Source organism: Thioalkalivibrio sp. ALJ3 (assembly GCF_000377205.1).
Taxonomy (GTDB): domain Bacteria; phylum Pseudomonadota; class Gammaproteobacteria; order Ectothiorhodospirales; family Ectothiorhodospiraceae; genus Thioalkalivibrio.
On sequence record NZ_KB897906.1, the window covers coordinates 413,543 to 433,033 of the forward strand.

18 protein-coding genes, 1 tRNA gene and 2 pseudogenes are annotated in these 19,491 nt (G+C 65.0%); 12 read left to right on the plus strand and 9 right to left on the minus strand.

Annotation, left to right across the window (positions count from 1 at the left end; genetic code table 11):
* Window positions 1-18 precede the first annotated feature (18 nt).
* A protein-coding gene (gene prfB, locus C935_RS0106115) for a peptide chain release factor 2 (RefSeq protein ID WP_155984204.1) occupies window positions 19-1,114 on the minus strand; the annotation gives its coding sequence in 2 pieces (ribosomal slippage) (window positions 19-1,041 and window positions 1,043-1,114; 1,095 coding nt in all).
* 99 nt (window positions 1,115-1,213) lie between these two features.
* The gene (locus C935_RS0106120; RefSeq protein ID WP_038040587.1) at window positions 1,214-2,161 is read right to left on the minus strand and encodes a hypothetical protein; all 948 of its coding nucleotides are present in this window, start codon (window positions 2,159-2,161) and stop codon (window positions 1,214-1,216) included.
* Between the two features lie 166 nt (window positions 2,162-2,327).
* Here C935_RS0106120 and C935_RS0106125 point away from each other — a divergent pair, with 166 nt between their 5' ends.
* On the plus strand, window positions 2,328-3,953 hold the full coding sequence (locus tag C935_RS0106125) for a DUF255 domain-containing protein (protein ID WP_018861640.1): 1,626 nt from the start codon (window positions 2,328-2,330) through the stop codon (window positions 3,951-3,953).
* A 1-nt stretch (window position 3,954) separates the two neighbouring features.
* Here the strand turns inward: C935_RS0106125 and C935_RS13345 are convergent, their stop codons facing one another.
* The 3 genes from C935_RS13345 to C935_RS0106140 are packed head-to-tail and all read right to left on the minus strand — an operon-like array spanning window position 3,955 to window position 5,673.
* Window positions 3,955-4,128 carry a hypothetical protein gene (locus tag C935_RS13345; protein ID WP_018861641.1) on the minus strand — a complete coding sequence of 58 codons (174 nt, stop codon included), beginning with the start codon at window positions 4,126-4,128 and terminating at the stop codon, window positions 3,955-3,957.
* The gene (locus C935_RS0106135) at window positions 4,128-4,874 is read right to left on the minus strand and encodes a type III pantothenate kinase (RefSeq protein WP_018861642.1); all 747 of its coding nucleotides are present in this window, start codon (window positions 4,872-4,874) and stop codon (window positions 4,128-4,130) included. Before C935_RS0106135 ends, C935_RS13345 begins: the two co-directional genes overlap by 1 nt.
* On the minus strand, window positions 4,867-5,673 hold the full coding sequence (locus C935_RS0106140; protein ID WP_018861643.1) for a biotin--[acetyl-CoA-carboxylase] ligase: 807 nt from the start codon (window positions 5,671-5,673) through the stop codon (window positions 4,867-4,869). Before C935_RS0106140 ends, C935_RS0106135 begins: the two co-directional genes overlap by 8 nt.
* A gap of 59 nt (window positions 5,674-5,732) precedes the next feature.
* On the opposite strand from C935_RS0106140, the gene C935_RS0106145 reads away from it, so the two are divergent.
* Window positions 5,733-6,518, plus strand: a complete 786-nt coding sequence (locus tag C935_RS0106145; RefSeq protein WP_018861644.1) for a lytic transglycosylase domain-containing protein — start codon at window positions 5,733-5,735, stop codon at window positions 6,516-6,518.
* 35 nt (window positions 6,519-6,553) lie between these two features.
* Here C935_RS0106145 and C935_RS0106150 read toward each other — a convergent pair whose 3' ends face one another.
* The 3 genes and pseudogenes from C935_RS0106150 to C935_RS13470 form a co-directional block, all read right to left on the minus strand.
* Window positions 6,554-6,868 carry a DUF2007 domain-containing protein gene (locus tag C935_RS0106150; RefSeq protein WP_018861645.1) on the minus strand — a complete coding sequence of 105 codons (315 nt, stop codon included), beginning with the start codon at window positions 6,866-6,868 and terminating at the stop codon, window positions 6,554-6,556.
* 41 nt (window positions 6,869-6,909) lie between these two features.
* On the minus strand, window positions 6,910-7,536 hold the full coding sequence (locus C935_RS0106155) for a hypothetical protein (RefSeq protein ID WP_018861646.1): 627 nt from the start codon (window positions 7,534-7,536) through the stop codon (window positions 6,910-6,912).
* Between the two features lie 138 nt (window positions 7,537-7,674).
* Window positions 7,675-8,080: pseudogene (locus C935_RS13470) on the minus strand (pyridine nucleotide-disulfide oxidoreductase); the annotation flags it as partial.
* Here C935_RS13470 and C935_RS12750 point away from each other — a divergent pair.
* Window positions 8,075-8,361: pseudogene (locus C935_RS12750) on the plus strand (cyanate hydratase); the annotation flags it as partial. The pseudogenes C935_RS13470 and C935_RS12750 sit on opposite strands and share 6 nt — an antisense overlap.
* A 63-nt stretch (window positions 8,362-8,424) precedes the next feature.
* Here C935_RS12750 and C935_RS0106165 read toward each other — a convergent pair.
* Window positions 8,425-8,500: transfer RNA gene (locus C935_RS0106165), tRNA-Ala, on the minus strand.
* Between the two features lie 371 nt (window positions 8,501-8,871).
* Between C935_RS0106165 and C935_RS0106170 the strand changes: the two genes are divergently transcribed.
* The 9 genes from C935_RS0106170 (at window position 8,872) to C935_RS0106210 (ending at window position 19,455) form a co-directional block, all read left to right on the plus strand.
* Complete coding sequence (locus C935_RS0106170) at window positions 8,872-9,675, plus strand: 3',5'-cyclic-nucleotide phosphodiesterase (protein WP_018861648.1); 804 nt, start codon at window positions 8,872-8,874, stop codon at window positions 9,673-9,675.
* Between the two features lie 117 nt (window positions 9,676-9,792).
* Window positions 9,793-10,482, plus strand: a complete 690-nt coding sequence (gene phoB, locus C935_RS0106175) for a phosphate regulon transcriptional regulator PhoB (protein WP_018861649.1) — start codon at window positions 9,793-9,795, stop codon at window positions 10,480-10,482.
* 45 nt (window positions 10,483-10,527) lie between these two features.
* Window positions 10,528-11,850 (plus strand): phosphate regulon sensor histidine kinase PhoR, encoded by a 1,323-nt coding sequence (phoR, locus tag C935_RS0106180; protein WP_018861650.1) that lies wholly within the window; start codon window positions 10,528-10,530, stop codon window positions 11,848-11,850.
* 123 nt (window positions 11,851-11,973) lie between these two features.
* A complete protein-coding gene (locus C935_RS0106185; RefSeq protein ID WP_018861651.1) occupies window positions 11,974-12,948 on the plus strand; it encodes a PstS family phosphate ABC transporter substrate-binding protein in 975 nt (324 codons plus the stop codon).
* 208 nt (window positions 12,949-13,156) lie between these two features.
* Window positions 13,157-15,427, plus strand: coding sequence for an ABC transporter permease subunit (locus C935_RS0106190; RefSeq protein WP_018861652.1), 2,271 nt, complete (start codon window positions 13,157-13,159; stop codon window positions 15,425-15,427).
* A gap of 10 nt (window positions 15,428-15,437) precedes the next feature.
* Window positions 15,438-17,105 carry a phosphate ABC transporter permease PstA gene (pstA, locus tag C935_RS0106195; RefSeq protein WP_018861653.1) on the plus strand — a complete coding sequence of 556 codons (1,668 nt, stop codon included), beginning with the start codon at window positions 15,438-15,440 and terminating at the stop codon, window positions 17,103-17,105.
* A 112-nt stretch (window positions 17,106-17,217) separates the two neighbouring features.
* Window positions 17,218-18,048 (plus strand): phosphate ABC transporter ATP-binding protein PstB, encoded by an 831-nt coding sequence (gene pstB, locus C935_RS0106200; protein WP_018861654.1) that lies wholly within the window; start codon window positions 17,218-17,220, stop codon window positions 18,046-18,048.
* A gap of 26 nt (window positions 18,049-18,074) precedes the next feature.
* Window positions 18,075-18,797 carry a phosphate signaling complex protein PhoU gene (gene phoU, locus C935_RS0106205; RefSeq protein ID WP_018861655.1) on the plus strand — a complete coding sequence of 241 codons (723 nt, stop codon included), beginning with the start codon at window positions 18,075-18,077 and terminating at the stop codon, window positions 18,795-18,797.
* A gap of 91 nt (window positions 18,798-18,888) precedes the next feature.
* Window positions 18,889-19,455, plus strand: coding sequence for a hypothetical protein (locus tag C935_RS0106210; RefSeq protein WP_018861656.1), 567 nt, complete (start codon window positions 18,889-18,891; stop codon window positions 19,453-19,455).
* Window positions 19,456-19,491 lie beyond the last annotated feature (36 nt).

The window sequence follows — 19,491 nt, forward strand, 5'->3', positions numbered from 1 at the left end:
TCCCGGTAAAAGAAAGCGTTACAGCCCACTCTTAAGGCTAGCTTCAATGAACTGGTCCAGGTCGCCGTCGAGCACGGCCTGGGTATTGCCAACCTCCACGCCGGTGCGTAGATCCTTGATCCGCGACTGGTCGAGCACGTAGGAGCGGATCTGGCTGCCCCAGCCGATGTCGGACTTGGCGTCCTCGGCCGCCTGCTTCTCGGCATTGCGCTTCTGGATCTCCATCTCGTAGAGCTTGGCCTTCAGCTGCTTCATCGCCGTATCGCGGTTCTTGTGCTGCGAACGGTCGTTCTGGCAAGCCACCACGATGCCGGAGGGCTCGTGGGTAATGCGGATCGCGGACTCGGTGCGGTTGACGTGCTGCCCGCCCGCCCCGGAGGCGCGGTAGGTGTCCACGCGCAGATCGGCCGGGTTGATCTCGATCTCGAAGCTGTCGTCCACCTCCGGCGAGGCGAACACCGAGGCGAACGAGGTATGCCGGCGGTTGCCCGAGTCGAACGGCGACTTGCGCACCAGGCGGTGCACACCGGTCTCGGTGCGCAACCAGCCAAAGGCGTATTCGCCCTCGATGCGCACGGTCGCGCTCTTGATGCCGGCGACCTCGCCCTCGGACAGTTCGATGATCTCGCTCTTGAAGCCGTGGGCCTCGGCCCAGCGCAGGTACATGCGCAGCAGGATGTTGGCCCAGTCCTGGGCCTCGGTCCCGCCGGAACCGGCCTGGATGTCGAGATAGGCGTTGGCCTCGTCCATCTCGCCGGAGAACATGCGCCGGAACTCCAGCGCCTCGACCCTTGCGGTCAGGGCGGCGACGTCGGCCTCCACCGCGGATGCCGTCTCGGCATCGTCATCGGCCTCGGCCATTTCCAGCAGGTCGCGGCTGTCGTCCAGCTGCGTGCCAATCTCGCGGATGTTGACGACGATGTTCTCGAGCTGGGCGCGTTCCTTGCCCAGCGCCTGCGCACGATCCGGGTCGTTCCAGATGTCCGGGTTTTCCAGCTCGCGCTGGACCTCTTCTAGGCGTTCTTCCTTGACCGGGTAGTCAAAGGTACCCCCTCAGGCCTTCCAAGCGGCCTTGCAAATCGTCGATCTGGGAATACAGCGGGTTGAGTTCCATGATGCGTCCGTATCCGGTGTCCGGGTGGGCGGAAACGCCGCGCAGTATAGCACCCCTGAGCACCCATCTGTCGTGTCCGGGGCAACGGGAAACGGCCCGTTACAGGGCGCGCGAACGGCGCCAGAAAGCGAAGCTGTTGCGGCGTGTCAGCACCCTTGGCGGCTCGGAGCGCGCCAGCGGATCGTGAAACTCCAGCGCTTCCAGACTTCCTCTGCGCAACAGGGGCATCAATGGCTGTACAACGTCATCGGCCAGCGACTGCATGAGCTCCGCATGCTGTTCGAGATCGCGCGCGCTGCCCAGGGCATCCAGCACCACGACCGTATCACGCGCCATCCCTGCGGCGGACGCTGGATCCGGGGACCAGTCAAGCGCGGTCCAGTCCGCCAGAAAATGCGCGATGGGACCACCACCACAGACTGCGCGCACCGGTGTACCCCCCTCGGGTCGCCCAGGCGACCACAGCCACAGCCCATGCACAGGGTCACGCCCGTACTGCTCGCGTGCCTGATTGACCGGGTGCTGGAACCATGCCATCTGCAGGGCATTGCCGAGGATCTGCAAGCGTCGCGCGATGTCGCCTTCCATCGATCCGGGGCTCATGGAGCGCCCCAAGCCTTGTGAGGGGGCGATCCCGGCGCCCATCCCTTCGCCCTCCATTTCCAGGATCCACAGCCCCCCCGAGGACAGCCGCAACGTGGCGCCCACTGCATCCAGCTCCGGACGGGCGGCCTCCCACAATGCCTCGCGTTCCTCCTGGTGGACCTCGTCGACCGGGTCCGCCACCAGATCTTTCATGCCCGGGGTCAGACGCACAGGCCTTGCCAGCCAGAGACGAGGCCCGGAATCCGGCTGCACAAACCCCAGTCGCTTTGCGAGTTGTGTTTCCCACGCATCTCCGGGGTCGGCAGCGCCGGGTACCAGCGGGCTCGCCCGTCCGAGCCAGCGGGCCAGCTTCCGGATGCCTGGAGGGTCCTCGCCGTTCTTCGGCAAGGCCACCTCGGCGCGCCGGAAAAGCCCGGGCAGCAAAAGCGTCACCCTTGCCATCTCAGGCCGCCCTCGCACGGCATTTGCTGCCACCCAGACGAAGCATTCCATCTCCCCCCTTTCCTGACCGCGACCATGCTACCACCGAGCCCAATGCCGACCCGAGGAACGCCAAACGACAGTTGTGGTCTACCGTAGTAAGCAGCCCAAACGCACTGGAAGCGCCATGGACGACCGCAACCTTTCCCCAACAAGCTTCCGGGCGACCACCGCGTTCCGCGGCTGGGCCGCCCCCATCATGGGACTCACGTTACTGGCCCTTGCGGCTCCCGTGGGTGCACAAGGGGCGGCTGGCCCTGCCGAGGCGCCGGATAACGGTCCCGACAACGGCTATGAAGTGGACGATTACCCGGAAGGCTCGCAGATCGACTGGCAGTCCTGGGACAGCGCGTTGTTCGAGGAGTCGAAGGAGCGCGAGCGCCCGATCTTCTTCTATTTCCACGGGCAATGGTGCACCTGGTGCCGCGACTTCCAGGACGAGTCACTGGAGAATCCCGATGTCGTCGACACCATTGACCGGCACTATATCCCGGTTCTGGTCGACCTCGACGAACGCGCCGATCTGTTCCGTCGCTACGGGGGCCGAGGCCTGCCCTTCGTGGTGATCGTCAACCACGAGGACGAGATGCTGACCCGCTTTACCGGGCATGTGAATCCGCGCGACCTTCAGGGCATCCTGGAGGCTCGGCGGGACATGTTCTCGGTCACCGGCCGCGAAATCACCCCGGACGACGCAGACATCAACGACCTCGACAGCTTCCGCGAGATGCTCGACGAGGTCTACGACGGATCTGCCCATCGGCTGAGCGGCAGCGCGGCCTTCGGGACACTGAGCAAGCGCCCGCAGCCCTGGACTTACCGCTTCCTGCTCGACGAGGAGGACTGGGAAGAGCGCATGCCCGCCATGCTTGATCAGGTCGCCGCAGACCTCTACGACGGCGTGGAAGGCGGGTTCTTCTTCTTCCACGACTGGGACCAGCGTGATCCGGTTCTGGCACTTGAGACTTCCAAGCGCCTGGATCAGAACGCCGCGTTCCTCTGGCTGTATGCCGATGCCTACGAGCGCTTCGGCAAGGAGCATCATGCCGAATTCGCTCGCGGGATCCGCGACTACCTGCGCGAGCAGCTGTGGGACGACAATCAAGCCCGCTTCGGCAACAGCCAGTACGCGGATCGCGACTACTACCAGCTCGAACCGGAAGAACGGCTCGAGACCGACCCCCCGCGCGTGGACCGCAACACCTATGCGGACACCTCGGGCCAGGCGATCGCCGCCCTGGCCAACATGGCGCGGGTCATGGAGGACGAGGACACCCTGGAATGGGCACGCGAGGCCATGCAGGCCCTCGAGCGCTATATGGGTACCGAGGCCGGTTTCCTGCACGGCATTACCGCCGACGGCCGCCCGGCGATGGAGGGCTACCTGCCCTCCCAGATCTGGCCGGAGATCGCCCGTCTGGAGCTGGCCCGGGCGATCGAGGCGCTGGAGGGCGAGAAGCCCGACCTGCCCGACCCGGTAGCCACCCTGGACCGCTTGGAGCCGTTCTTTGACGAAGAACTGGATGCGCATGCCGAACGGATCGGTACCGAGCTGGAGCCGTGGTCCGAGACCCGTAGCCAGGCCGCCTTGGCCTGGTGGCTGCACCTCCTGCCGGAAGAAGCGGTGGAAGAATCCCACGTCGACCCGGAGAAGGTCCGCGCCCGCCTGCACATCGAGCCCGGCGCCGATCCCGACGATGTCGCCATCGGCTTCCAGGCCCTGCGCGCCGGCATCCCGGGACTGGGTAACTGACTCAATCGCCCCCGTCCAGGGGGCGCACGCGGACATCGGCCTCCTCGATCATCTGTGTCCCTCGCTCCGGCAAGGGTACGTCGGCGTAAGGATCCCCGTTCCAGTGCCCTTGCTGCCAACTCCAGCCAAAAAGTGCCAGATTCGCCAACAGCAGCAGCGCGACAAGCCAGCGCATCACGAGCCCTCCTCGATACGCGCGATCTGCCACAGGCCCTCAAGTACGAGGTTCTCGCGCAGTGTAAAAAACTCGGTGAGTTGTCCGGCAAGCCAGGACGCATCCCCGCCGTGGATCCAGCAGGCGGTATCGCTGCCCAGGTGCGTGCGGGCCTCGACGATCAGGCGGTCGACGGCGCCGGACAAACCGAGCGTCAGGCCTCGTTCCAGGCCCTGTTCGCTGCCAAGCCCGGGCGTCGAGTCGAAGGTCACGGGCCAGGCACCCGGATCACGCGGGGCCACACGATCGGCCAGCCGGGCTTGCAGCGATTCCCAACCCAGCTGTCGTCCCGGCAGCAAGTACCCGCCCCGATGCCAACCCTCGGCATCCAGCAGGTCGACCGTAATCGCCGTTCCCGCATCCACGAGCACGCAGGGTCCCGCACCTTCCGCCCGCGCCGCCACCAGTGCACAGAAACGGTCCACCCCCAGCTGACCCTTGGCATAGTCACTGCGCACGCCAAAGCGCCCATCGCCCTGCGTACCCACCCAGTGGATGGGTACCGATCCCATCGCGGCCTCCAGCGCCGCCTGGCGCTCCGGGCTGCCGACCCGGGCGGCCCAGATCGCCACACAGGTGTTATTCAGCGCCTGCTCACAATCCGCGATCGCGAGGCTCGCGCCCTCTTCCAGCACATGGCCCACCCCATCGCGGCGCTGCCACTTGATTCGGGTACTGCCAATGTCGACCACCGCACGGTCAGGCATGGCCGGACCTCCTGATGGATACTTCCCCCGCGTCGAGATGATGCAGAACGCCCGTTTCGTCCTCGACGCGCAGGCGCCCCGAATCCAGGCAAACGCCCCGTGCAACGCCCGACAGGCCCGTATCCGGAACCTGGATCGAACGTCCGGCCAGCACATCGAGCCGATCAAGATCGTCCCCCAGCGCCACCAGCCCCTGCGCCATCAGCACCGAATGCAGGCGCATCTGCCAGGTGGCCACCTCGGCCGCCAGCGCCAGCCAGTCCGGCGCTTGCCCATCTGACAGGGCTTCCAGATCGGTCACCTCTCGATCGAGGCCAAGTGCTCCGGAACCCCGCCGATTGAGTCCAATACCCACCACCAGGCATCCGAGTCGGTCCGACCGGGGGAGTCGCTGTTCGACGAGAATACCGCCCAGCTTCGCATCGCCCACCACCACATCGTTCGGCCATTTGAGCCCGATGCCGGCGAACCCCAGTGCCTCCAGCCCCCGAATAACACCGAGGCCCACCCCGACCGGGTAAGCCGAAGGGACAGGCTGGTCAGACACAATCGGCCAGGATAATGACAGCGCAAGGCTGGCATCCGGCGAGGCCACCCATGCCCGGCCGCGGCGTCCGCGCCCGGCCATCTGCACCCGCGCCAGGCACACCCTCGGGCCGCTCTGAGTTGACTCGGACGCAAGCAGACGCGCATTGGTCGAATCCAGCCGTTCCAGCACCTCCACATAGGAAAAGGTCAGCGCGGTTCCTGCCAGGCGATCGCGCAGCAGCCCTTCCAGTTGCGCGGTTTCCGGCGCCATAATGGGATCGGTCGTCTGGGGAGCGTTCATGCGGGCGTGGACGGCAAGGGGGGATTCGGTTGCGCAATCGTGCACATGGTAAGCGTTTCGCGGGCACGCTGCCGGCATTACTGCTGGCCGCTGGTTTCCTCGCGCCGCCCGCCCAGGCCGAGCTGTACACCTATTACGACGCCACGGGTGCCCGTGTGATTACGGATCAGCGCCCCGAGGGCATCGAGTACGAGACCGTACCCTCGCCCCAGCGTCCCGGCACCGCCGCCAGCCCTAGCGGCCCATCCCCGCGTAGTAGCTGGTCGCCCAGCGAGATCTTCGTATTCGAGGGCCCCGACGGACAGCGCCTGGTTACCAATCAGCGCCAACAGAATGCCAACATGAACCTGATCGCCACCTACGGCCGCCCGACGGCCCAGGCACGCTGCGGCGAGCGGGCCCGCCAGGCGCTGGCGAGTGGCGGAGGCGAGTTCGCCGACCTGATCCGCGACGCCGCGGGCCACAACGGTGTGGACCCGGCCCTGGTGCAGTCGGTGATTCACGTCGAGTCCTGTTTCGATCCCGAGGCTGTCTCGCGGGTGGGCGCGCACGGCCTGATGCAGCTGATGCCGGCCACCGCAGCGGATCTGGGCGTGACCGACCGCTTCGACCCGGCCCAGAACATCCATGGCGGCACCCGCTACCTGGCCGAGATGCTGCAACGCTTCGACGGGGATCTGGATCTGGCCCTGGCCGCCTACAATGCCGGGCCCGGGGCGGTGGAGCGTCATGGCGGTGTACCCCCCTTCCCGGAAACACAGACCTACATCCAGCGGGTACGGGCCCAGTACGGCTCGGGTAACGGGATTCGCTAGAAAGGCGCGGCCAGCGCCGCGCAAGTGGTGGAGAATCAGCGCCGCTCGCGCCCGCAGTTCCAGCACTGGGTGAACTGCGGCTCGATCCGCTCGCCACAACGCGAGCACTTCCATTCCTTCCCGTCGTGCTCCGGCTCGCCTTCGAGGTATTCCACGATCAGCTCGCGGGCCTCCTGGGCCTGGGCCTCGTGCACCACCATCACCCGCCCCCAGCACTCGTTCGGCGGGATCTCGCCGGCGGCACCATAGAGCCCGGCCTGAGCCACATAGGCGGGGATGCCGGCTTCCTGCAGGAGATTCTCGATAAACCCGGCCATCACCGGGTCAGCTGCGGTATAAACGGTACGCATGCCCCGACCCTAACAGCCTGCGTCCTGACGTGCAGTCGCGCCTATTGCACCGTGCCCTGGTTGGCCGCCTGGAAGTACTCCATCGCCTTCTGGATGGCGTAGAACGGTGCCTCGTCCAGGGCCTCGCGGGTGTGCGGTTCGTGCATGTCGGCGTGGAACTTGCGCATCGCCAGCACATGAATCGGCAGCTCGCGCGCGAACATCGGGTTGTCGAAATTGAAGAACTGCCCGAGGCCCAGTACGAGGTTCTTGCGCTCCTCGGCCTCCAGCGCCTCCGGGCTGACCGCGACATCCGGCAGCTGGCCGGCCTGGCCGGTCACGGTCACGACGATCTCGCGATCGCCGTCGGCCGCGGCCGGGCGTTCCTCGTCACCATTGATCAGCTTCAGGTCTTCCGAGAGATCCAGGTAGCCCTTTGCCAGGATATGGCCATGCGGCTGGAACACCTTGCTGGACATGTTCACTGCCCACAGTTCCAGGGTCTCCTTCAGCTCCTGCGCTGGCTGCGTCTCGCCGAGGGCGAACAGCTGCTGGGCATAGAGGATGTCCCACACCCAGACCTGACCGTATTCCGGCAACTCTTCCTCCCCGCCCGCGGTCACGGACACGCGCTGAATTTCGGGATCGTCCGCGGCGCGGGCATGCAAGGTGATCGTGAAACTGGCCAAGGCGCTTTCTCCTGCCGACGATGGACCAACCATCGCGTAAATGCATTAGCGCCCCAGTATAACGAACACCCCGTACAGCACTCGGTTCTTCCACGCGGGCCGGGGGCTTGCCCCCCGTGGCCATCTGCCCGACTCCCTGGCCATGTGCGGGCGCTCGGCATCCACGGATTGCCCGAGCCGTTCCTCAAGGCTCGCCGCGCGCCCCGCCAGAGACCCCGATACCGCGAACCAGGCCAGTGCACCATCGCAAGAAATTCGAGCTGACTGCCGGAGGGGATGAATTCAGTCTCGACCCATTCGCCCCGAGCCGCATCGCCTGGCGGACACACATTCAGCGGCAGGCTCGCGGTCTTCACCTAGACCGTACCGGGCCCGGGCAGGTACTTCGTCACATCGCCACTGAGGGTTCGAGCCAGCACTGCCGCCTGGTCGCGCAACGACTCCGCTTGGGGCGCAACCGGCCGCCAAACTCACAGCCATCGACAAGGGCACAGATCGCCGCATCGGAGGTGGCCAGTTGTGCATTCACACGGATACCAAGGCCGAGAAGCTGAGCGGCTTCCTCGGGCTTCGGGCCCGAGGTCGCCCAGGCGCTGCAGGCGTTCCCGCACAAGCACTGAAACAAGACCCTCCCGACAGACCCGATGATCTGAGGCGATCAACGTCTATGGCGACACGATGAAGGCGCTGATCCACGAGAAATTCGGCGACGGCATCATGAGCGCGATCGACTTCACCATGGACATCGACAAGGTTGAGGACCCGAAGGGCGACCGCGTCAAGATCACCTGGAACGGAAAGGTCCTGCCCTACAAGAGTTGGTAGCGCACCTGCGCCAAGTCACAAACGAGAAAAGGCCTGCATCTGCAGGCCTTTTCTTTGGGAATGTGGTGGAGCGGAGGAGGATCGAACTCCCGACCTTCGCATTGCGAACGCGACGCTCTCCCAGCTGAGCTACCGCCCCAATCAAAGCGCGCATTCTAGCAAGTCCGCGCGGACGCGGGAAGCCCGCTGACCATACCGAACTCCCGCTCTGGCGGTTTCTCGTTGCGGGGCAGGATCCCCCATCAACCCGACATCTAGGGCACAGGGCGGTCGCAGCGACCCACCGTCCTGGTGAAAACGCGAAACCGAGCACCTTTTTCAGTCGAGGCATGACGCGCAGGTGGCATTTTCATGATGCACGTCACGTCAAACCTGCTTAGACTTGCTCTAGTCTTAACGTATGTTAGAAGTACGTCGGAAATCCGTCGTATCCGCCGGTTCCTCACAGAGGCGCCCGAGCCGCATGGTCTGTCGAAACGCTTTCCTCTCCCAATTGCAGCTTGACCCCACATGAGTCTGTCTGTCCGCATACTGGGCGCTAGCGGCGGGATTGGTCCCAACCGCCGCACGACATCGATCCTGATCGACGAAGATATCCTGATCGATGCCGGCAGTGGGGTCGGCGACCTGACTCTGAGCGAATTGCAGAAGATTCGTCACGTATTTCTGACCCACTCGCATCTGGACCACATCGGTTTTCTGCCGATGCTCGCAGACATGGTGTATTCACCAGACTCGCCGCCGATCCAGATCCACGCGCTGCCGGCCACCCTGAAGGCCCTGCGCGAGCACGTGTTCAACTGGGTGATCTGGCCCGATTTCACCTGTCTCCCAACACCCGCGCAGCCCATCCTGGAGTTCCGCCCAATCGGGTCGGAAGAACAGGTCACCATCGGGTCGCGCGAGGTTCGCGCACTGCCGGCCCTGCATACCGTTCCCACCGTGGGTTACGGTGTGATTCATCACGACGGCATGGGCTTTGCGTTTACCGGCGACACCACGTCGTCGGAGGCCCTTTGGGATGCCCTGAATGCGCTGCCCTATCTGGACTTGCTGATGATCGAGTCCGGGTTGCCCGACGAGATGGACAGCCTGGCCGATCTGTCCAAGCACTACACCCCACATCGGCTCTCGGACGATCTGGATGCATTGCGTCACGACCCGCGGATCGCCATCACCCATCTCAAGCCCGGGCACGAGATGGCCATCCGCCAGCAACTCCAGCAGTCGCAATATGCCAGCCGCATGGTCTTGCTGGAGGGCGCCGAGCGTTTCGAACTGCACGCCCAGAACAGAACTCTCAAGGCGGGATAGGTCCTCATAGGTCCTCAGCCGCGATGCCCCGGCCTGGTGCCGGCCATTCGCTCGCCGTCACACAGCTGTAACATCCCTGCTATCTAATGCAGGGCATCCTGAACTCTGGAATGGGTTATGGCTGTGAAGATTCTGCTGGTCGAGGATGACACCGCAATCCGCGAAATGCTCCAGCTGCCGCTGCACAAGGCCGGATACGCGGTGCGCGAAGCGGGTGATGTCCGCACCGCCAAGGGCCTGCTATTGGGAGATCCTCCAGACCTGGTCCTGCTCGACTGGATGCTACCGGACACCAGCGGTCTCGACTGGGCGCGCACGCTGAAGGCCAGCCCGATCACCAAGGACATCCCGATCATCATGCTGACCGCCCGCGGCGAGGAAGAAGATCGTGTGCGCGGGCTGGATGTGGGTGCGGACGACTACGTGACCAAACCGTTCTCGCCGCGCGAACTGGTTGCCCGTATCAAGGCCGTGTTGCGGCGTACCGCGCCGATCACCAGCGAAGAACCGGTGGAGGTCGAGGGTCTGCGCCTGGACCCAGTTTCACATCGTGTCAGTGGTAACGGCGAGGCCCTTTCAATGGGCCCGACCGAATACAACCTCCTGCACTTCTTCATGACCCACCAGGACCGCGTATTCACCCGCGGCCAGCTACTGGACCAGGTCTGGGGCACCAACGTCTACGTCGAGGAACGCACTGTGGACGTGCATATCCGGCGCCTGCGCAAGGCGCTGGCGCTGACCAGGCATGACCACCTCGTGCAAACCGTACGCGGATCGGGGTACCGTTTCTCGCAGACTCCCTGACCGCGGCCGGCGCCGCGGTCTCCCATCACCCCACTCGGTCGTCCGATGCAATCACGCAACCCCTGGCCTGGTGTCATCGCGGGAACCCTGCTGGTCGGCGTCCCGATCGCGCTGCTTGGCTGGAGCATGGGGCAGTTCTGGGCCACGATTGCCTTTCTGCTGGGGGCGGCGCTGTTCTGGAACCTCTCGCATCTGTTGTTGCTGGAGCGCTGGCTGCGCCAGGGTGGGCGCAGCGAACCGCCGGATGTGCGCGGACTTTGGGGGCTGGCCTTCGACCATCTTTACCGCCGCCGGCGCCGTCACGAACACCGCGTCCATCGGCTGCGCCAATACCTCGAACGCTACCGTGACTCGGCGCGGGCGATGCCGGACGCAGTCGTCGTGCTGAATGACGATCTGCGCATCGAATGGCTGAACGAAATGGCCACGCAGCTGCTGGGCCTGAACTGGCCGGAGGACGAGGGCCAGCGCATCACCCATCTGCTGCGTAATCCAGCGTTCATCGCGTTCATGGAGCGTGCGCGCACCACGCCGGGCAGCGTGACCACGCCCTCCCCGCTGTACGACGACCAGCAACTGGAATTCCGGCTGGTCCCCTATGGCGATGCGCAGTACCTGCTGCTGGCACGGGACACCACCCACCTGCACCGGCTGGAAGTAATGCGGCGTGACTTCATCGCAAATGTCTCGCACGAGCTGCGCACGCCGCTGACCGTACTGTACGGCGTTGTGGAGACGCTGGAGGACGAACTGGCCGACCAGCCGGACAAGGTACGCTCGGTCCAGTTGCTTCGCGAACAGTCCGAACGCATGAAGTTGCTGGTCGACGACTTGCTGACCCTCTCACGTCTGGAGACCGGTAGCCCGCAGGGACCACCACAATGGGTCGACGTCGAGGCCATGCTGGACACGCTGAAAGGCGAGGCGGAACTGCTCTCCGGCGACCAGCGCCATCGTATCGAGATCCACGCGCAGGCCGGACTCGAGTTGCAGGGGACCGAGAGCGAACTGCGCTCGGCCTTCGCCAACCTGTTGTTCAATGCCGTCAAGTACACGCCTTCGGGCACCCGCATCGAGATCCGCTGGCGGTCCGACCCGGACGGTGCGCGTCTGAGCATGATCGACGAAGGACCGGGGATCGCCCGCCACCACCTGCACCGCCTGACCGAACGCTTCTACCGGGTGGACGCCGGCCGCGACCAGCGCCGCGGCGGGACCGGGCTCGGATTGGCCATCGTCAAGCATGTGCTCGCCCGCCATGGCGGCCATCTGGAGATCGACAGCCAGCTCGGTCGCGGCACACGTTTCACCTGCCTGTTCCCTCTCTCGATCACCCGCACCAAACCGGCCGAAGCCGCCAGCGGCTGAGTCCGCACGATGTCACATGGCTGTCACACGCCCGTCACGGGAGCGTCAAGCCGGCTGCGCATAATCCCCCACCAAGGTCGCTCGAGGCGTCCTTGCGAGAATTCCATTCAAGGGGAGATTCCCATGTTGTTGAAGCGCAGCATTCTGGCCCTGGCCACCGCCACTGCACTGGCCGTTACGCCGTTTACCGCCTCCGCCGAAGTCGATGCCGACATCCCGGCCTACGAGGCGGTTTCCGGGATTTCCGGCAACCTGTCAAGCATCGGCTCCGACACCCTGAACAACCTGATGACGCTGTGGGCCGAGGAGTTCCAGAATTTCTACCCGAACGTCAACGTCCAGATCCAGGGCGCCGGCACCTCCACAGCACCGCCGGCCCTGACCGAGGGCACCGCCGACTTCGGCCCGATGTCGCGCATGCCGCGTGACAGCGAACACGCCGAGTTCGAGCAGCGCCACGGCTACGAGATGACCGCCGTCCCGGTCGCGATCGACACCATCGCCGTGTACGTGAATCGCGACAACCCGATCGAGGGCCTGACGCTCGAGCAGACCGACGCGATCTTCTCCTCCACCCGTCGCTGCGGTGGCGCCGAGGACATCACCCGCTGGGGCCAAGTCGGCCTGGACGGTTCCTGGAACAACCGCGACATCACGCTCTACAGCCGTAACGCGGTCTCCGGCACCTATGGCTTCTTCCGCCAGCACGCCCTGTGCGACGGTGACTTCAAGGATTCGGTCAACGAACAGCCCGGTTCCGCCTCCGTGGTCCAGGGTGTCTCCGAATCGCTGAACGGCATCGGCTACTCCGGCATCGGCTACATGACCTCCGGCGTGCGCGCCGTCCCGCTGGGTCAAAACGAAGGCGAGTACTACGAACCGAACGCCGAAAATGCCTCCACCGGCGATTACCCGCTGGCCCGCTTCCTGTACGTGATGGTCAACAAGCACCCGGAAGACGGTCTGACCCCACGCGCGGCCGAGTTCCTGAAGATGGTGCTGTCGAAGGAAGGCCAGGAAGTCGTGGTGCGTGACGGGTTCATCCCGCTACCGGCCGCCGTGGCCGAACGCGAGCGCAAGAACCTCGGCCTGGAATAATCCAGGTGGCGGGCCGGCCATCTACGGATGGCCCGAACCGGGTTCCTCGCGGGGCCCGGTTTTCTTGTGTCCGCCTCATGCAGTCCGCCTGCTCGACCCGCAATACAGCGTTCAACGGTCCGTCACATGGCTGTCACGTTTCTGTCACGAAGCGGCCGTAGCATGCCGGCCAGTTCCATCCTACACCTGCCGCATCAGGGGACCCTGAATGTCCAGCCTCACCGCTACCACGACGCTCGGGCGCTTCCAGCGCTGGCGCCGCGCCAAGGACCGTACCGCCCGTTATACCATCGGCTTTTTCGGTGTGGCCGTGATTGGCGCCCTGACCCTGATGTTCGTGTACCTGGCCAGCGAGACGCTGCCCATGTTCCAGGGGGCGACGCTGGAGCCACGCACCGAATACGCGGCCCCTGGCGGCGCCGACACCCGGACCATCCACCTCGCCGTGAACCGCCATCGCGAGATGGCGGTGCGCCTGACCGAGGACCGGCGCGCTCTGTTCTTCCGCCCCTACAGCGGCGAGATCGTGAAAGAACAGTCACTGCCGATCCCCGAGGATGCGAAGGTCACCACCTTCAGCGCCGCCGAGCCACGCACGCGCCTGGTGGCCGCGGGCCTGGACAACGGGCAGGTACTTGCCATCGAGTACGAATACAACGAGCGCTTCAGCCCCGAAGGCCGTCTGTACGACCCGGCGCTGGTCTACCCGCTAGGAGATGAAGACTCCGCGCTGCTGGATGTGGATGACGACGGCCGCGCGATTTCGGTGGTTGGCGTGCAGCGTGGCTCCAGCGGCATCCGCGTCGCCGCCGCGACGGAAGATGGCGATCTGAAGCTGGTGCGCTTCGAGAAACGCACCTCGATGATGACCGGCGAAACCGAGGTCCAACGGTCGGCCTACGACCTGCCCTCACTCCCGGATGGCGCAACGCCGACCCGCATCCTGCTCGATATCACGGGCCGCCACATGCTGGTGGGCGACGATCAGGGGCAGCTGCACTTCTTCGACATCAACAACCCCGCCCGCGCCAGCCTGGTCGACAGCAAGCGTGTGATCGGCGGCGACGCGGCCGAGGTGACCTCGCTGGAATATCTGCTGGGCACGGTATCCATCATCGTCGGTGGGTCCGACGGGACGGTCACGCAGTACATGCTGGTGCGCGACGACGACAACGTAAACCGCATCACCCGCGTCCGCGATTTCCCGTCGCATGCCGGTTCGATCCGCAACATCCAGCCGGAGTACATCCGCAAGGGCTTCCTGACCGCCGACGACCGCGGCGAGGTCAAGGTCCACTACTCCACCTCGCAGCGGACCCTGATCGAACGCCAGATCACCGACCAGCCGCTGCACCGGGTTTATGTCGACCCGCGCAACCGCCTGCTGATCGGCATCGACGACCATGAGACCTGGCACCTGCAGGACCTGTCCAACCCGCACCCGGAGGTCTCCTTCCACGTGCTGTGGCAGAAGGTCTGGTACGAGGGCCGCTCCGGGGGTGACTACGTCTGGCAGTCGTCCTCGGCCACCGACGAGTTCGAACCGAAGTTCTCGCTGGTACCCCTCACCATCGGCACCATCAAGGCCGCGTTCTACGCAATGCTGTTCGCCACTCCGCTGGCAATCATGGGCGCGATCTACAGCGCCTATTTCATGTCGCGGCGCATGCGCAGCATCACCAAGCCCTCGATCGAGCTGATGGAGGCGCTGCCGACGGTCATCCTCGGCTTCCTGGCCGGATTGTGGCTGGCCCCGTTCATCGAGGCCAATCTGCCGGCGATCGCCAGCATCCTGATCCTGATGCCGCTGGGGATGCTGGTCGCTGCGTTCCTATGGACCCGTGTGCTGCCAGAGAATCTGCGCAATCTCGTGCCAGCCGGCTGGGAGGCCGCCATCCTGATCCCGGTGATCCTGGCCATCGGCTGGCTCTCCGTCTCCATGAGCCCGTTGATCGAGGTCTGGATGTTCGGTGGCGATGCCCGCCAGTGGCTGACCAACCAGGGCATCACCTACGACCAGCGCAACGCGCTCGTCATCGGCATCGCGATGGGCTTCGCCGTAATCCCGACCATCTACTCGATCTCCGAGGACGCGGTCTTCAATGTGCCCAGGCACCTGACCCAGGGCTCGCTGGCGCTGGGCGCGACGCCATGGCAGACGGTCGTGCGCGTGGTGCTACTGACCGCCAGCCCCGGGATCTTCTCCGCAGTGATGATCGGCTTCGGCCGCGCGGTGGGCGAGACCATGATCGTACTGATGGCGACCGGCAACTCGCCGGTGGTCAACTTCAACATCTTCGAGGGCATGCGCACGCTCTCCGCGAATATCGCGGTGGAGATGCCGGAGGCCGCCGTCGGCAGCACCCACTTCCGCATCCTGTTCCTGGCCGCACTGGTCCTGTTCGCGCTGACCTTTGCGGTGAACACGGTCGCCGAGATCGTGCGCCAGCGGCTGCGCCAGAAATACAGCTCCCTTTGAGGCATACCCGATGAATCGTTGGTTCAAATCCGGCACCCCGTGGATCTGGCTGAATGCCGGAGCAGTCGCGGCCTCGCTGGTGATGGTCTTCGGCCTGATCCTGATGATCGCCGTGAACGGCCTCTCCTTCTTCTGGCCCTCCGAGGTTATCGAATTCGAATACCAGACCGAGCAGGACGCCGAGCCCCGACGCATCATGGGCGAGCTGCAGCGCTCGGAGACGATGACCGCCCAGGCGATGCGCGATGCCGGTTTTGACGTCGCCGAAGGTCAGGACATCGTGGTCCGCCATCTGATCAAGCGCGGCAACCGCGACCTCGACAGCCGCGACTTCCAGTGGTACCTGGACGACTTCATGTCCGAGTGGGAGCGCCCGCACGACGCGGTGGTGCTGGAACGCCTGCAATGGGGCGACTTCTACGGCTACATCCGCGAATACCGAGAGGACGGCGAGACGGTCGCCGAGGGTGAGCAGGCGCGCACCGCGTTCGAGGCACGCATGCCGCAGACCCGCGAGCTGGCCCAGCAGATCGAGCGCATCGAGCGCATCGAGATCGGCCGGGTGAACTTCGATCTGGAGCGGCTGCGCATCGCCCAACGTGGCGTCGAGCGGGCCACCGACCTGTCGCCCGAAGAACGCGGCCAGCGCCAGGAGGAACTGGACGCCGAACGCGCGGAGCTGGACGCCCGCTACGCCGAACTCGAGGCCGAACGCAACGCCCTGCGTGACGAACTGGGCCGCTTTGCGATCGTGCTGGAGACCGCCGACGGGCAACACGCGACGATCCCGCTCTCGCGCATCGTGAACGCCTGGTGGCCGAACGACATGAGCGTGCCAGCCAAGCTGCGCCACTATGTCGTCGCATTCTGGGACTTCATGACCGGCTACCCGCGCGAGGCTAACACCGAGGGCGGCATCCTGCCGGCGATCTTCGGCACCGTGCTGATGGTCATCCTGATGTCCATCGTCGTCACCCCGTTCGGCGTGCTCGCCGCGATCTACCTGCGCGAATACGCGAAGCAGGGACCGCTGGTGCGCACCATCCGTATCTCGGTCAACAACCTCGCCGGGGTTCCGTCCATCGTATTCGGGGTGTTCGGCCTCGGGTTCTTCGTCTACCTGATCGGCGGCAACATCGACCAGATCTTCTTCCGCGATGCCCTGCCCTCGCCGACCTTCGGCTCGCCCGCGATCATCTGGGCCTCGCTGACGCTCGCGCTGCTGACGCTGCCGGTGGTGATCGTCTCCACCGAGGAGGGCCTGACCCGTATCGGCGCCAGCATCCGCCACGGCTCGCTGGCACTGGGCGCGACCAAGGCCGAGACCCTGTGGCGCCTGATCGTGCCGCTGTCGGCCCCGGCGATGATGACCGGCCTGATCCTGGCCGTAGCCCGGGCCGCCGGCGAAGTGGCCCCGCTGATGCTGGTGGGCGTGGTCAAGCTGGCCCCGACCCTGCCGCTGGACGGCAACTTCCCCTATCTGCACCTGGACCGCGCGTTCATGCACCTGGGCTTTCACATCTTCGACGTCGGCTTCCAGAGCCCGAACGTCGAGGCTGGCCGCCCGCTGGTCTACGCCACCGCCCTGGTGCTGGTGCTGCTGATCATCGTGCTCAACCTGACCGCGATCTCGATCCGCAATTACCTGCGCGAGAAATACCGCGCCGACAGCGATTGAGGTCCGTCATGCGCAGACTTTCAAGCCCAGCAGCGACGCAGTCAGTCCCGGAAGGCCCCTGGAGGCCTTTTGGCGGCCCGCGCCGAACCGAATTCCCGATGGAGTACCCGAGATGAGTGACACCGCTACCCACGCCGTCAACATGACGCAAGGCGACCGACCCGACCGCGGCCTGCGGCTCTCCAGTGAGGAGATCTGCCTGACCGCCGAGGACCTGAAGCTGTTCTACGACAAGGATCAGGCCCTGAAGGGCATCGACATCCAGATCCCGAAGAACCGGATCACGGCGTTCATCGGCCCCTCCGGCTGCGGAAAATCGACGTTCCTGCGCTGCTTCAACCGCATGAACGACCTGATCGATGCCGCCCGCATCGAGGGGACGATCCGGCTCGACGGCGACGACATCTACGAAAAAGCCGTGGATGTGCCGGAGCTGCGCCGCCGCGTCGGCATGGTGTTCCAGAAGCCGAATCCGTTCCCGAAGTCCATCTACGAGAACGTCGCCTACGGCCTGCGCCTGCAGGGTGTGAAGAACCGGCGGCGACTGGACGAGGTGGTGGAGAAGTCGCTCAAGCGCGCGGCGCTGTGGGACGAGGTGAAGGATCGCCTGCACGAGAACGCCTTCGGCCTGTCCGGCGGTCAGCAGCAGCGCCTGGTGATCGCCCGAGCGATCGCGATCGACCCCGAGGTCCTGCTGCTGGACGAGCCCTGCTCCGCGCTGGACCCTCTGGCCACGCTGAAGATCGAGGAGCTGATGATCGAGCTGAAGAAGGACTACACGCTGGTCATCGTTACGCACAACATGCAGCAGGCCGCGCGCGTGTCCGATTACACCGCCTTCATGTACATGGGCGAGCTGATCGAATACGCCGACACCGACACCCTGTTCACCTCGCCTGCCAGAAAGCAGACCGAGGATTACATCACTGGCCGCTTCGGTTAGGCCATTTCGGATCAGGAGTCCGGATCATGGACAAGAGTTTCTTCAAACAGCACATCTCCCAGCAGTTCAATGCCGAGCTGGAGGACATCATCAAGAAGGTGATGACCATGGGGGGCCTGGTCGAGCAGCAGCTCGGCGACGCGGTGACCGCGATGGTCGAGGGCGACACCGCGCTGGCGGAAACCGTGATGACCTCCGACTACAAGGTCAACGCGCTCGAGGTCGAGATCGACGAGGAATGCACCCATATCCTCGCCCGGCGCCAGCCCACGGCCTCCGACCTGCGCCTGGTGATTGCGGTCATCAAGACCATCACCGACCTGGAACGCATGGGCGATGAGGCCGAGCGTGTGGGTCGTATGGGTCTGCAACTGCAGGAATCCGATCGCCGCGAAGCGCCGATGGACGAGATTGCAAAGATGGGCCAACTCGTGCGCGAGATGACGCGCGGCGTGCTGGATGCCTTCGCGCGCATGGACACCGAGCAGGCGGTTCGAGTCGCGCAGCAGGACATCCAGATCGACAGCCTGTACGAGGCCATCACGCACAAGCTGATGAAACAGATGACCGCCTCCCCCGATGCCGTGCCACGCCTGATGGACATCGTCTGGGCGACCCGCGCGCTGGAACGCATCGGGGACCGCGCGCGCAACATCTGCGAGTACGTGGTGTACTTCGTGAAGGGCAAGAACGTCCGTCACACCAGTTACGATCAGATGGCGGCCGAAGCCACGGGGGATCGTCACTAGGAAAGCGACAAACTCGGCCCGAGTAGACAACGACCGGGCAGTCAGGCTCAAAATAGGGTTCAGCACACTCATGCCCGGACCGTGCAACCCGATGCCGCGCTTCCTCTCCACGTTGTTTGCCCTTGCCAGCCTGCCCCTGTTCATGGCCGTTGGAACTGCTTGGGGTGCGGACGAAATCGAAGAGGCCGCTCCCTCTTCCGAGGTGGTGGACCTGCTCGAGCAGGACGAACTCCCCAATGGCGTCGCATTCGAGATTGTCGAGAATGACCGTGCGGCCCTGAGCGCCCTGCTGCCCGAAATTCAAGCGAACATCTGGGTGCTGCGCCAGCGCGAACCGGAGTTGCCGATCGCGGTCGTCACCCACGGGGCCGAGCAGTTCACCCTCACCCGTGCCGAAGCGGTCGCACATGGCTCGCTTCACGCCGAGATCGAGTCACTGGTGATGGATGACGGGGTCAACGTCGTGGTCTGCGGGACCTTCGCCGGCTGGCGCGATCTCGAACCCGATGCGTTCCCCGAACATGTCGAGGTGGCCACGGCCGCACCGGACCGGCTGGAGGAGCTGGAGGCCGCCGGCTACACCCTGATCCGCCTGCGCCCGTCCCTGCTGGATACCCCGGCGGAAGACCCCTGGGAGTTCGACTTCGGCCAGCCCTGACGTGCGCACGCCCGATGCGGCCTCTGTCACCCGTCA

Excerpts from the sequence above, each read along its gene's own strand:
- C935_RS0106120 (WP_038040587.1), bottom strand. The coding sequence starts at position 2,161 with ATGGCAAGGGTGACGCTTTTGCTGCCCGGGCTTTTCCGGCGCGCCGAG.
- C935_RS0106125 (WP_018861640.1), top strand. The coding sequence starts at position 2,328 with ATGGACGACCGCAACCTTTCCCCAACAAGCTTCCGGGCGACCACCGCG.
- C935_RS13345 (WP_018861641.1), bottom strand. The coding sequence starts at position 4,128 with ATGCGCTGGCTTGTCGCGCTGCTGCTGTTGGCGAATCTGGCACTTTTT.
- C935_RS0106135 (WP_018861642.1), bottom strand. The coding sequence starts at position 4,874 with ATGCCTGACCGTGCGGTGGTCGACATTGGCAGTACCCGAATCAAGTGG.
- C935_RS0106140 (WP_018861643.1), bottom strand. The coding sequence starts at position 5,673 with ATGGCGCCGGAAACCGCGCAACTGGAAGGGCTGCTGCGCGATCGCCTG.
- C935_RS0106150 (WP_018861645.1), bottom strand. The coding sequence starts at position 6,868 with ATGCGTACCGTTTATACCGCAGCTGACCCGGTGATGGCCGGGTTTATC.
- C935_RS0106170 (WP_018861648.1), top strand. The coding sequence starts at position 8,872 with ATGAGTCTGTCTGTCCGCATACTGGGCGCTAGCGGCGGGATTGGTCCC.
- phoB (WP_018861649.1), top strand. The coding sequence starts at position 9,793 with ATGGCTGTGAAGATTCTGCTGGTCGAGGATGACACCGCAATCCGCGAA.
- phoR (WP_018861650.1), top strand. The coding sequence starts at position 10,528 with ATGCAATCACGCAACCCCTGGCCTGGTGTCATCGCGGGAACCCTGCTG.
- C935_RS0106185 (WP_018861651.1), top strand. The coding sequence starts at position 11,974 with ATGTTGTTGAAGCGCAGCATTCTGGCCCTGGCCACCGCCACTGCACTG.
- C935_RS0106190 (WP_018861652.1), top strand. The coding sequence starts at position 13,157 with ATGTCCAGCCTCACCGCTACCACGACGCTCGGGCGCTTCCAGCGCTGG.
- pstA (WP_018861653.1), top strand. The coding sequence starts at position 15,438 with ATGAATCGTTGGTTCAAATCCGGCACCCCGTGGATCTGGCTGAATGCC.
- pstB (WP_018861654.1), top strand. The coding sequence starts at position 17,218 with ATGAGTGACACCGCTACCCACGCCGTCAACATGACGCAAGGCGACCGA.
- phoU (WP_018861655.1), top strand. The coding sequence starts at position 18,075 with ATGGACAAGAGTTTCTTCAAACAGCACATCTCCCAGCAGTTCAATGCC.
- C935_RS0106210 (WP_018861656.1), top strand. The coding sequence starts at position 18,889 with ATGCCGCGCTTCCTCTCCACGTTGTTTGCCCTTGCCAGCCTGCCCCTG.